Genomic DNA, 15013 nt, shown 5'->3' on the forward strand with positions numbered 1-15013 from the left:
ATATACACGGACAGTGTGGGCAAGATGCTTTATCCAGGATTTGACATGCTAGACCGTTGGCTGATTTAGAAGCTGAAGCTCACAAAGCAATGCTCCAATTGAAGCACCCAGAATTATTTTTATTGGTACTTTTTTTGCTCGCGCGATAACCACAATAAGCAGCATCTAAAGAGACCTAAGGTTTAGGTGTTCTATGACAGATACTCGAGAGAATTGGTCGGCACGATCAGGATTTATTATTGCAGCGATTGGCTCTGCAGTAGGGTTAGGGAATATTTGGCGCTTTCCATACGTTGCCTATGAAAATGGCGGAGGCGCATTCCTGATTCCTTATCTGATTGCGATTTTCGCAGCAGGTTTGCCATTATTGTTTTTAGATTATGCAGTTGGACACAAGTTCCGCAAAGCACCACCGATGGCCTATAAAAAACTCATGAATGCAGAATCTCTGGGTTGGTGGCAGGTGATGGTGACCCTGATCATCGGGATTTATTATGTCAGCGTATTGTCCTGGGCTGGCAGTTATATGTTCTATTCCTTCGGACAACAGTGGGGAACCGATACTCAAGGCTTTTTCTTCAATACCTATCTGCAAAATGGTGAAGGCCTGACCTTCGGTTTTGTTCCGGTACTGTTTTTTGGTCTGGTAGTCGTTTGGGCAGCGGTGATGCTGATCCTTTATGGTGGAGTACGCCGTGGGGTGGAACTGGCGAATAAAATCTTTATGCCATTACTGGTGATTTTATTCACGATCCTGGTGATTCAGGCGGTACGTTTACCTGGTGCAGTCGATGGCTTAAATGCCTTCTTTACTCCAAACTGGGAAGCCATGACTAATTATAAAGTCTGGCTGGCAGCTTTTGGTCACATCTTCTTCTCACTTTCGGTGGGTTTCGGGATCATGTTGACTTATGCATCTTACTTGAAACGTAAAACCAACCTGACCGGTTCAGGTATCGTGGTGGCATTGGCGAACTCGTCTTTTGAAATTCTAGCGGGTATTGGTGTCTTTGCAGCACTTGGTTTCATGGCATTCAGCTCAGGTGCGAAAGTTGAAGATGTAGTATCTGGTGGTATCGGTCTGGCCTTTATTGCCTTCCCGAAAATCATTTCCAGTTTAGGTGCAGGTGGAGATCTGTTCGGCTTCCTATTCTTTGCGTCATTAACAGTGGCGGGTATTACCTCCATGGTCAGTATCCTGCAGGTGCCAATTGCGGCATTCCAGGACAAGCTGGGCTGGTCAAAGAACAAGTCCGTGACGATTATTGCCGGTGGTTCAGCAGTGGTATCGACTTTGATCTTCTCGACCCATAGTGCCATTACATTTGTCGACATTATTGACTACTTTGCCAATAACATCGGTATTGTCGGTGGTGGCCTGTTATCGATTATTTTATTGTCCTGGTTCCGCCGCCCAGTGATGAAACAGCTGGAAATGCATGTCAATGAATTTGCCAGTGTGAAACTTGGTGCCAGCTGGAAGTTCATGCTGACAGTGATCACGCCTTTGTCATTATTGCTGGCATTGGGTTTAACCCTGAAATCAATCATGGCTGAAGGCTATGGTGGTTATCCTGCAAGTACGTTATGGACGATTGGTGGGGGCACCCTTGCATTCTTTATTCTGGGCGCCATTCTGCTCAGTCTAGTTAAAGACCGTCATAGTTAGGAGAACCAATATGAATACATCTGCATTAATCATGATGATTTTCTCCATCGTTTTATTATGGGGGGGGCTAATATTCTCTGTGATTCATCTGGCAAAAAATCCGGAAGAACCAGAAGACTAACAATCTTCACATAAACTGATTGTTGCTGTAAATGAAAGTCATTATCATCTTTGTTGATAATGACTTTTTTTAATGGCTGACTTATGGGTATTGCTTCCGTTACTGATGCACAAGTCTATACAGCCTTTGCCGTAACTCTATTTGCCGGCTTGGCCACCGTGGTGGGTGGGGGACTGGTGTTATTTTTAAAAAAACCCAACCTGCGTGTCATGTCCTTCGGTCTGGCCTTTGCTGCTGGAGCGATGATTTATGTATCTCTTACTGAGATTCTGACCAAATCTATTGATTCTTTTAGCGTGGCGTATGGCGCGAAAATAGGGTATGCCTGGGGAACCTTGACTTTATTACTGGGTGCAGTCTTGGTGCTGTTACTGGATCATTTGGTCCCCAATCCGCATGAGACCCTAGAAAAAAATAATACCCAGGACCTAGGGCAGGAACAGTTACTACGTACCGGCTTGCTCACTTTATTTGCCATCACTGCACATAATTTGCCGGAAGGCATGGCGACCTTTTTTGCAACCCTGGAAAGCCCGATGCTGGGTGCGCCGTTGGCGGTAGCGATTGCGATTCACAATATCCCGGAAGGTGTAGCGATTGCTTTACCGGTATATATGGCGACACATCGGCAATCCTATGCATTGCTCGCCAGTTTGGTTTCTGGTCTGGCGGAACCTTTGGGAGCCGCATTGGGCTACTTCATTCTGGCACCGTATCTGAATACCACCATCTATGGCATCATTTTCGGTCTGATCGGTGGCGTGATGGTCTATCTGGCCCTGGATGAAATGTTGCCAACCGCCAAGCGTTATTCCAAAGGTCACGAAACGGTTTATGGCCTGATTAGTGGGATGGCGGCCCTTGCCAGCAGTCTGGTAATTTTCAAATTTCTCCAATAAATTTAGAATAAAAAAAGGCAGCCGAAGCTACCTTTTTCTTCAAACAACTATTTAAGTTGTTTTTTCGATTCGGCAATAGAAGAAACCATCGCCTTGACCCGCTTTCGGTAACAGCTGACGACCATGAATCTGCTCAATACCCCAATTCGCTTCGATCTTGATTTCTTTGGCATCCGCATGGGTAGTAAAGAACTCGACCATCTGCTGTTCATTTTCTGCTTTTAGAATCGAACAGGTGATATAAAGCAAAGTACCGCCAACTTTCAGCTGCTGCCACATATTTTCCAGAATCAGTTTTTGCAGTTCCACCGTCTGGGCAATATCAGTGGATTGACGCAGCAGGCGAATATCTGGATGACGACGCATCACACCAATCGCTGAGCAGGGTGCATCCAGTACGATACAGTCCGGCTGCTCAGCTGCCTGCCAGCTGATCGCATCAGCAGTAACGATTTCTACATGCTCACCTTCAAGTAGCAGACGTTCCAGGTTTTCCTGGACGCGCAATAGACGTTTGGCATCCTGATCCAGTGCAATCAGCTTTTTAGGACTGTATTTTTCTAGTATATGTGCAGTCTTGCCGCCCGGTGCTGCGCAGGCATCGACGACATATTTATTATTCAGGTTGGGCAGTAAAGTGGCACAGAGTTGGGCATGCTCATCCTGTACCGAGAAACCACCGACATCGAAGCCGGGCAGGTGCGGTATATGGACACTCTCATCCAGCACGATACCCACTTCAGAAATACTGCAGGCATGCGCAGTAATATCATGCTCTTCCAGAATTTCTAAGTACTCATCACGGCTTACCTGACGTTCATTGACGCGTAAGGTCAGTGGGGCCACCTGCTTCAGTTCAGTGCTAAGTTCCAGTAGCTGTTCAGGCCAGTCTTTCTTTAAGCGTTTATATAACCAGCTTGGCGAACCATGCGCCTGTTTTAATACTGCCTGGAATTCAGGTGTTTCACGTGAAACACGACGCAAGATGGCATTCACTACACCACTTAAAGCCTGATAACCGAGCTGTTTAACCGCCGTTACGGTCTCAGAAATTGCGGCATGCGGCGCAATCCGGGTTTCCAGTAGCTGGTACAGACCAACATAGAGACAGGTTTCGACCGTATTATTGTTAATCGGTTTCACCAGTAATGGTAGGGTCACGCTTTTCAGCGCATACCACTGACGCAGTGTCCCAAGAACCAGTTCATGGAATAGAGCACGGTCACGCTCTGCCACTTTGCCAAGATGTTGTGGCAAAACACTGGCAAGCGATTGCCCTTGCTGTACCGCGAGCAGGGTGCGAATCACCTGGGCACGTAAGTTCAGGTGCGATGTGCCAGCTTCGTAATGACTCATGCCAGTATTTGTCCTACATGTAATTTTTGGGTTTGATTAATTTGAACCGGATTCAGCGCTTTACCGCCCGGCCACTGCAGTGAGGTCAGGCAAATAGCTTTTTGATCACCACAAGCCACATGTACGCCATTTTTATCTAGCGCGAGGATAGTTCCAGGTGCCTTGCCTTCCGCATTTTCATGAGATAACAAAGAACCCCAAACGCGCAGGTTATTTGTTTCATCAATAGGCGTAAATGCCACAGGCCATGGATTAAATGCACGGATATTGCGGTCAATCGTGACCGCATCCTGAGTCCAATCAATTTTAGCTTCTGCCTTGGACAATTTATGTGCATAAACCGTAAGCGCTTCATCCTGCACTTCGCGGTGATCAAGATAGTGCTGTAGAGATTCTTCTGATTCCAGCACTTTGACTGTTGCTTCAGCACCTTGCTGAGCCAGCTTGTCATGCAAAGAAGCAGAGGTGTCTTGTGGCTCAATCGGGCAGATGGTTTTATACATCATGTCGCCAGTATCCAGACCAGCCGCCATTTTCATAATGGTCACACCAGTCTCGGCATCACCCGTAGCGATGGCACGCTGGATCGGTGCGGCACCACGCCATCGCGGCAGTAATGAACCGTGAATATTCAGACAGCCATATTTCGGTGTATCTAATACCACTTGCGGCAGGATCAGACCATAAGCTGCCACTACCATGACATCCGCATTTAAGGCTTTTAACTCAGCTTGAGCTGCCAGACCTTCATCTGTTGAAGATTTAAAGTGTAGCGGTTGATAGACCGGAATATTGTGTTCCAGTGCCAGCTGTTTAACCGCAGATGCAGTGAGTTTTTGGCCACGACCCGCTTTACGGTCCGGCTGGGTATACACCGCCACAATCTCATGGTCGGTTTTTAGCAGCGCAGCCAATGCAGTGGCTGCAAATTCTGGTGTGCCTGCAAAAATGATTTTCACGGATGAAATTCCAAATAAACTTAAAGGCATTATAAGGCATAAGGCAATTCGCAGCCTAATTCAGTAAAAGCTTAAAGCTCAGCACTGCCCATTACCGTGATAAATCACTCAAATTTCATATAAAAAAAACTCATGCAAATTGTAAAAAATATTCATGAAAGTTTTGTATTTAAACTGGAACGATAGCGGTATAGTAGTTTTTAATAAAAGATTTTAATCGTGTACGTACTGAAACTGCTCTGAGCATATCCCATCCTGTCACATCGATAAGCGCCTGATCCGCCGTGTAACTTGGTGTATGATATGTTCAATTTTCGACTGATTTCATGCTCTCGATCAGACAGATTTCGCCAGAGTGAATGAACTCATTCATCTCAAGCACAACCTTTGTTGGAATAACACAATGCCTGACTATCGTTCAAAAACATCGACACACGGAAGAAACATGGCGGGTGCGCGTGGCTTATGGCGCGCCACTGGTATGAAGGATGAAGACTTCGGCAAGCCAATTATTGCAGTGGTCAACTCATTTACCCAGTTCGTTCCGGGCCACGTACATCTTAAAGACCTCGGTCAATTGGTGGCGCGTCAGATTGAACAAGCAGGCGGCGTAGCAAAAGAATTTAATACCATTGCTGTGGATGATGGTATCGCGATGGGTCATGATGGCATGTTGTATTCACTGCCTTCACGTGACCTGATCGCGGACTCGGTTGAGTACATGGTGAATGCACACTGTGCTGACGCGATGGTCTGTATCTCGAACTGTGACAAAATCACACCGGGGATGCTGATGGCGGCAATGCGCCTGAACATTCCAGTCGTATTCGTGTCAGGCGGCCCAATGGAAGCCGGTAAAGTGAAAATCCGTGGTAATGAACACGCGATTGACCTTGTTGATGCCATGGTGGTTGCAGCAGATGATAGCTTCACTGATGAAGAAGTTGCAGCATATGAACGTTCTGCATGTCCAACTTGTGGTTCATGTTCTGGTATGTTCACAGCGAACTCAATGAACTGCTTAACTGAAGCATTGGGTCTGTCTTTACCAGGTAATGGTTCAACACTTGCTACACATGCAAACCGTAAAAAGTTATTCGAAAAAGCAGGTCAACTCATCGTAGAGATCACCAAACGTCACTACGAGCAAAATGATTACAGCTTGCTGCCACGCAATATCGCAACCAAAGCATCGTATGAAAATGCTATGACTTTAGATATCGCGATGGGCGGTTCAACCAATACGGTACTTCACTTATTGGCAGCTGCTCATGAAGCTGGTGTTGATTTCACCATGAATGACATTGACCGTCTGTCTCGTAAAGTGCCAGTCCTGTGTAAAGTTGCACCTGCAAAGCAGGACGTACATATGGAAGATGTACACCGCGCTGGTGGCATCATGTCGATCTTGGGTGAACTGGATCGCGCAGGCTTGTTGGATACCTCTGTACCCACCGTCCATGAAGCAACTTTAAAAGATGCCTTGGATAAATGGGACATTATCCGTACTGAAGATGAAGAAGTGTATACCTTCTTTAAATCAGCACCGGGCGGTGTACCAACACAAACCGCATTCTCACAAGACCGCTACTACTCACGTTTAGATGGTGACCGTGAAAATGGTGTGATCCGCAATGCCGAACATGCCTTCTCTAAAGACGGCGGTCTGGCAGTACTTTATGGCAACATCGCACTAGATGGCTGTATTGTAAAAACGGCTGGTGTAGATGAGTCGATCTTGAAGTTCAACGGTACAGCACGTGTATTTGAAAGCCAGGATTCAGCAGTTGAAGCGATCTTGGGCGGTAAAATCACGGCCGGCGATGTGGTTGTAATTCGTTACGAAGGCCCACGTGGTGGCCCAGGTATGCAAGAAATGTTGTATCCAACCAGCTACCTGAAATCAAAAGGTTTAGGGAAAGACTGTGCACTTGTAACAGATGGTCGTTTCTCGGGTGGTTCATCAGGTCTTTCAATTGGTCACGTGTCACCAGAAGCTGCGGAAGGTGGTGCGATTGGTCTGGTTGAAGATGGCGACCGTATCGAAATCGATATTCCGAATCGTACGATTCACCTGGCTGTTGAGGACGCTGTAATGGCAGAACGTCGTGCAGCGCAAGAAGCCAAAGGTTGGAAGCCTGCGGAAGAGCGTCCACGCAAGATTTCTAAAGCCTTGAAAGCCTATGCAATGCACACCACGAGTGCTGCGAAAGGTGCAGTACGTGATATCTAAGCTGTAAATTTTTATAGCACAAAAAAGCACTCCAGATGGGGTGCTTTTTTTATTTCTTAGATATTTAAGGTTGGGTAAATCACGTGAACTTTCATAAAAGCAATCATGGCAGTACTTTAGATATTTAAAACCAATAAAGGCTTAATAAAAGTAGGTGTATAGTAAAAATACAGTATCAATGCAAAAGTGATTACACGCATGTCAATGAAATTTATTAGCCGCTTTGTCGTAATTTTAGTGCTCATTATGATTTTAGCCGCACTTAGTATTCAATTTTTCTTTGATCCACATTACACCGTCGTATTCTGGATTTTAGCTGTTCCTGTAATTTTGGGAGCTCCGATTCTTGGATCTGTGATCTTGGCATCCAATGAAGAACTTGATCTTCATCAGTTGAATTAAGCACATATATTAAAAATGCGCCAGGCAGTGATTTGAATGACTATGTGAATGAATCTATCTCAGTTCTCTAACATTTGAACCATCGTCCAAGAAAAAGACTCGGCTTTAAAAGTCCGAGTCGGGTCGTATGGCAACCCCCTGATATTGCACTGCAAATGCTAGTCTGATTGTTTGATAATTCTCTGCCTCAAATCACTTTTAGGGTTTTTAATAATTTTTGCATAGGCAGACTTTTACTTTTGATAGCGCAAAAGTAAAAAAATGCTTTTGTCGCGCTGACTCTATTTCCTGAACAAGTTTAAAGCATTGCTTTAAGATGAGTGCAAAGCAGCGATATTGATATCGCTCTTACTCATGCGTCTAGAGTACGAAAAAAACAGACTTAGGTGATACACAGAGTCTTACTTTTATGTCGACACGGCTTTCTATACAATCGGATAAAACCTAGACAGCTTTCAGGCTTCACAAGAATTACATCCAGGACAAAACAAGATGAGTAAAGACAATATCCGAGAACATTCCGCGCCCGTTTATGAAGGGATTGAAAATGCACCCGCCCGTTCCATGATGCGTGCCACGGGTTTTCAGGATGAAGACTTTACTCGTCCTTTTATTGGCATTGCTTCGACCTGGGCCAATGTCACGCCTTGCAATATGCATATTGATGGCTTGGCACGTACAGTCGAGCAGGGTGTGAGTGCTGCGGGAGGTAAGGGCATTATCTTCAATACCATTACCATTTCCGACGGGATTTCTAATGGTACCGAAGGTATGAAATATTCCTTGCTGTCCCGTGAAATCATTGCGGATTCGATTGAAGCAGTGGTCGGCTGTCAGGCCTATGATGGCGTAATTGCCATTGGTGGCTGTGATAAAAATATGCCGGGCTGCATCATGGGATTGGCACGTCTAAACCGTCCAGGTCTGTTTATTTATGGCGGTACCATCAAACCGGGCGAAGGTCATACCGACATGATTTCCGTATTTGAAGCAGTCGGACAGCATGCCAAAGGTGAAATCAATGCGATTCAGGTCAAGCATATTGAAGAAGTGGCTTTGCCGGGTCCGGGTTCTTGTGGCGGAATGTATACCGCGAATTCTATGGCTTCTGCGATTGAAGCACTCGGTATGAGCCTGCCGGGTTCTTCTGCACAGGAAGCTGTGTCTGAAGACAAGCAGATCGACTGTGCCCGTGCCGGTGAAGCCGTGATGAATCTGTTACGTTTGGATATTAAGCCACGTGACATCATGACCAAGGCGGCATTCGAAAATTCAATTAAAGTGCTGATTGCTTTGGGTGGTTCGACCAATGGTGTACTCCATCTGCTGGCTATGGCGCATACCGCAGGTGTAGATCTCAGTCTGGATGACTTTGTTCGGATTGGTAAAGACATTCCTGTAGTCGCTGATGTACGTCCATCGGGTAAATATCTGATGTCGGAGCTGATTGCTATAGGTGGAATCCAGCCACTGATGAAGCGCATGCTGGATGCCGGCATGCTGGATGGGTCCTGTTTAACGGTCACAGGTAAGACGCTGGCAGAAAACCTGGCCGATGTAAAAGATTATCCGGAAGGTCAGCAGATCATTTTATCTTTTGACAAGCCGGTGAAAAAAGATTCACATCTGATCATTATGAAAGGTAACCTGTCACCAAAAGGCGCCGTGGCGAAAATTACCGGTAAGGAAGGTCTTTACTTCAAAGGACCAGCACGGGTCTTTGAGGGTGAGCAGGGTGCCATGCGCGGGATTCTGGATGGTGAAGTTCAGCCGGGTGAAGTGGTGGTGATTCGCGGTGTTGGTCCTAAAGGTGGACCAGGCATGCCAGAAATGCTGAAACCGACCTCAGCGATTATCGGTAAAGGCTTAGGGGATTCCGTAGCACTGATTACCGATGGTCGATTCTCCGGTGGTAGTCATGGGTTTGTGATTGGTCATGTCACCCCTGAAGCCTATGAAGGTGGACCGATCGGTCTGGTACAAAATGGTGATGAGATTTCGATCAATGCCGAAACCCGTGAAATGACCTGGCATGTCTCGGATGAGGAAATCGCTGCACGTCAGGCCGCCTGGATTAAACCAAAACCGAATTACACGCATGGAGCATTAGCCAAGTTTGCCAAACTGACCTCTGGTGCAGAAACCGGGGCAGTGACTGACCTAAATCTCGAGATCTAAACGCTCTGTAAACATTGATCATTTTGTCTTGAATTGATATAAGTTTTTTCACATACAGCAGATCCAGGTGATCTGCTATTCTGGTGAAAAAGATAGTATCCTGTAGCAGTTAGACGCTGTCATCTGCTGCGTTGTTCTCTACTGAGGCTGATCTCATGTCCCTGTTACGCCGTTGGTTCGATCCAATCCGATCGAGTTGGTTTTATCAAAAGCCAACCCGCCAGGCGGTGCTATCTGCTGAAGATGGCTTAACGATTTATCTGCGTCTGGATGATGTGTATAGCTATCTGGCAGTGCAGCTGTTACCACAACTGGAAGAGATCCTGAGTCCGGAATTAAAACCGTTGAAGGTGGTAATTTCGAGTCAACGTGGTGAAATACCGAATCAGATGTCTTTTGAAGAATGGCAAAATTACTGTATTAATGATGCCAAAATCCTCTCCAGACAGCATCGTTTCAGCTTTCATGAAACACCAGAATTACCCACTGCAGAAGCCTTAAAACAGGCCGAAACCATTCTGCGCCGAACACCATTGCGTGGCCAGGATTTTCTTTATCTGCTGGAAGATATCTTTCATATGCTGTGGCAAAAGCAGTATGGCAAACTGCGTACCTTGCATACCATGGCCAGTCGCCATCATCAGCCACAGGATTTTTCTGAACGGGTCTTTGACACAACCCCGGTTTTGGCCAGCTATTTTGATTTCGGTGGCCGTCAGTATCATGCGGTAGATGATCTGCTGCGTTTAACCCGCCGTCTGAAACAGCAAAAATTACTGACGGGTAATCCAATCTTCCTGATCAATCATATTGAATGGCGTGAGCACCTGATCAGTGATGCTGAAGAACTGAATGAAATTCAGGGCTTAGATCCGGAACTGGATCTGTATATTGCCCTGGAAGATCCAATTTCCTGGCTGTTGCTGGCCTATATTAAGGAAGAACTGGCTGATTTTTATAATATCCATCTGAATGTCTATCCGCTGTCTTATCGTGGCCGTGATGGCTTTGACTGGGGACTGGCAACGCGCCTGTCAAAAAGGACTGAAGTCGAATTTACCCCATTTTGCCGACCGACGGTACAAAGCATTTTGCCGATGGCACAGCTGTATTACAGCTGCCCGGAAGAAGGGCGGGTGGATGCGATGTACCGGATTTTGCAGGCGGTTTGGACGCGTGGACGTGACTTGAGTTATACCTCACATTTCAATATCTTACAGCAGGAACTGGGAATTGGGCAGCTGACCGAAGAAGATATTCAGGCCAAGCTTAAAGACAATGATATGCTCTGTGAAATGAAGTCTCAGCCCAACTTGCCGGTGCTGGAACTTCGGATTGATAATCAAAGTTTTGTATTTAATAGTTTATATCGTGTCTGGATGATTGAAAGTATTTTCAGTAATGTGTTAGAAGAAAAGTATAAGAGTGATAATCAAACTGAAAGTGAACTGAATAAACATGAACAAAGTAAAAGCTGAATCATTACAACATGCACGTGAGCAGATTGACGCGATTGATACAGCTTTGGTTGAGCTGATTGCTGCGCGCCAGTTTTATGTAGACCAAACCACCCGTTTCAAAAAAACTGAAACTGACCTGCAATCTCCGGAACGGATGGAGCAAGTTGTCGAAAATGTCAAAGCCCAAGCTCAAAAACAGGGCATTGATCCAGTGTTTATCGAGCACCTGTATCGGGAAATGTTTCAGCATTTTATTCAGCGCGAACTGAAAGAATTTCGTCCTTAAGCGCCCTTTATTTAAAATCTGTGCTGGTCAATCTGATGCTTTCCAGCAAAGTACATCTTGAGCCTCAAGGTTTGCTTGAGGCTGTATCCTTAAAAACCTGATTTTTCTTTGGTAGTAATTTTTATAGCATGGTCCTAAATAAATTTGGGATCATCAGATGATTGCTTTCGTTATTGCCATTTTTACCTTGGCAGGTCTGATTAAAGGTACGATTGGTTTAGGTTTACCCGCGGTTTCTATGGGTTTACTGACTATTTTTATGAGTCCCTTTCAAGCGGCAACTTTACTGATCATTCCCTCCATGCTGACCAATTTCTGGCAACTCTTTGCTGAAGGTCATGTGTTACAGCTGATACGCCGTTTTTGGCTGCTGTTGCTAGGCATCATCGTCGGTTCAGTGTGGAGTGTTTTCCCGACCCTGGGACATTCTGAATTTCACAGCGAAGCTCTGTTGGGCGGGATGTTGGCTTTATACGGGCTGTATGGCTTATTTGCGAAAAAGATGCCGGATTTAAGCCGGCATGAGAGCTGGCTGTCTCCACTCATGGGTTATCTCGGTGGTGCTTTAACCGTTGCCACAGGGGTCGTGGTGATTCCGGTTGTCCCTTATCTACAGACTTTACATTTAAAACGTGATGATCTGGTACAGGCTTTAGGCTTAGCCTTTACCACCTCGACTTTGTGTCTGGCGATCTTCCTGCATCAAAATCCTGTGGAAGACATTCCGATCGATTATGTCATGTCGGTAATTGCTTTAGTTCCTGCGCTCATCGGCATGTGGTTGGGTAAGAAAATTCGCTATCGCATTCCTGAGCAGAAATTTCGTACTGTATTTTTTATCGGTCTGATTGCTTTGGGCAGTTATATGATACTGCACCAGTTCGGCTGGATTTAATCCAAGACTTTCTGAATCTCGGCAGAAAGTAAAAACTGGCTAAAATGTTGATAGGCAATACTTAGTTCATCAAAATTTTTCGCAGCTAACAGTAACTTGCGGTTAGCCCAATCTCCAGTCAACTGGATTTGCTTAAATGCATAGAGCTTGGCCAAACGTTGCGCAGCACGTTGCGGCATGATGGCAATGCCAACACCATTCGCAACCACCTGAGCAATGGCGGCAAAATTCGGTAAGCGTAAGCGGTATTGGATTTCGCAGTGGAGTAATCTGGCCTGGGTTTCAATGGACTGTTGTAAGGAGTGATATTGCATTAAACCCACAAAGGGATAATTCAGACAGTCCCCTAATTTCAATGCCTTGCCGGTACTTAGATCATGCTGTTCCGGACAGATTAGCACCAAAGGATCATCTGAAAATTCCAGGGTTTGCAACTGTGGAGCAGCAAAGAAGCTGGAAATTAAACCGAGTTTGGCAGTGCCATTGGTCAATGCTGCAATGATGTCATTGCTCTCTGCTTCTTTTAGATCAATCTGGATATTGGGGTTATTGACCAGATACTTGGGTAGCAACAGGGGAAGATATTCACTTTGTGCCGATGAGTTACACCACAAGCTAATATTAGAATGCTGTCCTTCACTAAAAACTGCCATAGCTCGTGACAGCTGTTGTCCCTGTTGCAGGATGGCTTGAGCATGTTCAGCGAAGACCTGTCCGGCAAAAGTGAGTTTTACTCCGCCAGAATGACGGATGAACAGGTTGACCTGATAGTGCTGTTCCAGTTTTTTAATCCTTTCACTGGCAGCTTGCAAGGAAATTGACGAGTATTCGGCACCCCTGGTCAGGCTGCCAGTTTCAACAATATTTAAAAACAGCTGTAAATCAAATAAATCCAGACGCATCTACAGGATGCTCATTGCAAAGAATCCACCTATCTTAAACAATTCTTCTGACATAAAAAAAGCAGCCTTAGCGGCTGCTATTAAATTAATTATTTGGAATCTATTTTTTATCGACCAGGCTGAAGAACCAGTTCAGGAATAAGGCTGCGAATGTTGCAGTACCAATTCCGCCCAAGTTGAAATCACCAAAGGTCAGGGCAAAGTCACCCGTACCTAAAATAATGGTCACAGCCGCAACCATCAGATTTTTGTTTTGTGAGAAGTCGACTTTATTTTCAATCCAGATTTTTGCACCGGCAATGGTGATCAAACCAAAGACTACAATCGAAGCACCAGTTAGAATCGCAGTTGGAATGGTATGAATAATTGCACCAAACTTCGGTGATAGGCCAAGGAAGACTGCAAACACACCGGCTACGGCAAAGATAATGGTGGAGTAGACACGGGTCACAGCCATAACACCGATGTTTTCACCATACGTGGTCATCCCCGGAGCACCAACACCACCTGCTAACGTAGTCGCAACACCATCCGCAACAAAGGCTTTACCGATATGCGGATCCAGGTTTTCTCCAGTCATTGCGCCCACTGCTTTAATATGCCCAAGGTTTTCAGCGACCAGAATCAAGGCAATCGGTGCAATAATCAGCATGGCATTCAATTCAAAAGTCGGCGCATGGAAGGTCGGTAAACCAAACCAGGCAGCTTGCTGAATTGGCAGGAAATTAATCGCAGTGCCATAACCCATGACATTGCTGAGCACGAAATAGATCAGATACGCTAACAATAGACCGACTAATAATAATAGACGTTGCAGTAAGCCACGAGTGAATACGGCAATTGAACCCATACACAATACTGTGACCAAAGACATCCACATATTAAAGGTATTGCCCATCACGCTTTTTACAGTCACAGGAGCCAGGTTCAAGCCAATGATCATGACCACCGCACCAGTGACGACTGGTGGCATCAGTTTCTCAATCCAGCGGGTCCCTGTCGCCATGACCAGAAAACCCATCAAGGCATAGAAGATACCACAGGCAATAATCCCGCCTGCTGCAACGCCAATATTCGGATTGAGGCCACCACCACCGGCATAACCGGTTGCCGCAATCACCACACCAATGAAGGCAAAGCTTGAACCTAAATAACTTGGAACTCGGCCACCTGTCATTATAAAGAACAGAATGGTACAGATCCCTGACATTAAGATTGCCAGGTTTGGATCAAAGCCCATTAAAAACGGTGCCAGTACAGTGGCACCAAACATTGCAAAAGCGTGTTGTACACCCAGAATTACAGTTTGTGCGGGTGGTAAATACTCTGCGGTACCTACTGGTCGTGCATCGATACTGCCCTCATAAGGGCGCCATTTGGGAAACCAACTGGACATAAAATGAGCACTCAAAAGATAAATTGAGCACATCATACTCTTGTTCTTTCGAAGATTTAATTACCAAAACAAAATTTTTGTTCAAATTAATTCTATGACTTTATTTGAGATTTTACCGTGTGGTAAAAGTAAAGTGGTTTAAAAATAAAGTGAAATCAGTAGATTAATTCATCAGCTACTTCTTGGGATGATCTATAAATAAATCTAATGTGATATATAAAAGAAAGCTTTTTTGGCTATTGACTGATCAATAAAAA

General features: G+C 45.4%; 13 protein-coding genes. 9 read left to right on the forward strand and 4 right to left on the reverse strand.

Annotated features, from left to right (window positions below):
- The first annotated feature begins 193 nt into the window (after window positions 1-193).
- The 3 genes from FSC11_RS00180 (at window position 194) to zupT (ending at window position 2689) form a co-directional block, all read left to right on the forward strand.
- The gene (locus tag FSC11_RS00180) at window positions 194-1669 is read left to right on the forward strand and encodes a sodium-dependent transporter (RefSeq protein ID WP_163164429.1); all 1476 of its coding nucleotides are present in this window, start codon (window positions 194-196) and stop codon (window positions 1667-1669) included.
- Window positions 1670-1679: 10 nt separating this feature from the next.
- Window positions 1680-1790 carry a methionine/alanine import family NSS transporter small subunit gene (locus FSC11_RS00185; protein WP_163164431.1) on the forward strand — a complete coding sequence of 37 codons (111 nt, stop codon included), beginning with the start codon at window positions 1680-1682 and terminating at the stop codon, window positions 1788-1790.
- A gap of 83 nt (window positions 1791-1873) precedes the next feature.
- Window positions 1874-2689, forward strand: a complete 816-nt coding sequence (zupT, locus tag FSC11_RS00190; RefSeq protein ID WP_005220439.1) for a zinc transporter ZupT — start codon at window positions 1874-1876, stop codon at window positions 2687-2689.
- Between the two features lie 51 nt (window positions 2690-2740).
- Here zupT and rsmB read toward each other — a convergent pair whose 3' ends face one another.
- Both rsmB and fmt read right to left on the reverse strand, forming a co-directional pair.
- Window positions 2741-4045 (reverse strand): 16S rRNA (cytosine(967)-C(5))-methyltransferase RsmB, encoded by a 1305-nt coding sequence (gene rsmB, locus FSC11_RS00195; RefSeq protein WP_005220438.1) that lies wholly within the window; start codon window positions 4043-4045, stop codon window positions 2741-2743.
- A complete protein-coding gene (gene fmt, locus FSC11_RS00200; protein WP_004814071.1) occupies window positions 4042-5004 on the reverse strand; it encodes a methionyl-tRNA formyltransferase in 963 nt (320 codons plus the stop codon). The genes rsmB and fmt overlap by 4 nt, the downstream gene beginning before the upstream one ends.
- Window positions 5005-5407: 403 nt before the next feature.
- Here fmt and ilvD (FSC11_RS00205) point away from each other — a divergent pair, with 403 nt between their 5' ends.
- The 6 genes from ilvD (FSC11_RS00205) (at window position 5408) to FSC11_RS00230 (ending at window position 12458) form a co-directional block, all read left to right on the forward strand.
- Window positions 5408-7237 (forward strand): dihydroxy-acid dehydratase, encoded by a 1830-nt coding sequence (gene ilvD, locus FSC11_RS00205; RefSeq protein WP_008306966.1) that lies wholly within the window; start codon window positions 5408-5410, stop codon window positions 7235-7237.
- Window positions 7238-7435: 198 nt separating this feature from the next.
- Entirely contained in the window at window positions 7436-7639 is a 204-nt protein-coding gene (locus FSC11_RS00210) for a hypothetical protein (RefSeq protein WP_004814075.1), read from the forward strand.
- A 492-nt stretch (window positions 7640-8131) separates the two neighbouring features.
- Entirely contained in the window at window positions 8132-9817 is a 1686-nt protein-coding gene (ilvD, locus tag FSC11_RS00215) for a dihydroxy-acid dehydratase (protein WP_163164433.1), read from the forward strand.
- Between the two features lie 155 nt (window positions 9818-9972).
- On the forward strand, window positions 9973-11295 hold the full coding sequence (locus FSC11_RS00220; RefSeq protein ID WP_163164435.1) for a hypothetical protein: 1323 nt from the start codon (window positions 9973-9975) through the stop codon (window positions 11293-11295).
- Window positions 11276-11563, forward strand: a complete 288-nt coding sequence (locus tag FSC11_RS00225; RefSeq protein ID WP_004814081.1) for a chorismate mutase — start codon at window positions 11276-11278, stop codon at window positions 11561-11563. The genes FSC11_RS00220 and FSC11_RS00225 overlap by 20 nt, the downstream gene beginning before the upstream one ends.
- Before the next feature lie 157 nt (window positions 11564-11720).
- Entirely contained in the window at window positions 11721-12458 is a 738-nt protein-coding gene (locus tag FSC11_RS00230; RefSeq protein ID WP_163164437.1) for a sulfite exporter TauE/SafE family protein, read from the forward strand.
- Here FSC11_RS00230 and FSC11_RS00235 read toward each other — a convergent pair.
- On the reverse strand, window positions 12455-13360 hold the full coding sequence (locus tag FSC11_RS00235) for a LysR family transcriptional regulator (protein WP_163164439.1): 906 nt from the start codon (window positions 13358-13360) through the stop codon (window positions 12455-12457). The genes FSC11_RS00230 and FSC11_RS00235 overlap by 4 nt on opposite strands.
- 100 nt (window positions 13361-13460) lie before the next feature.
- The gene (locus tag FSC11_RS00240; protein WP_005220425.1) at window positions 13461-14756 is read right to left on the reverse strand and encodes a solute carrier family 23 protein; all 1296 of its coding nucleotides are present in this window, start codon (window positions 14754-14756) and stop codon (window positions 13461-13463) included.
- Between the last annotated feature and the right edge of the window lie 257 nt (window positions 14757-15013).

The organism is Acinetobacter schindleri (assembly GCF_010918895.1).
Classification (GTDB): Bacteria; Pseudomonadota; Gammaproteobacteria; order Pseudomonadales; family Moraxellaceae; genus Acinetobacter; species Acinetobacter schindleri.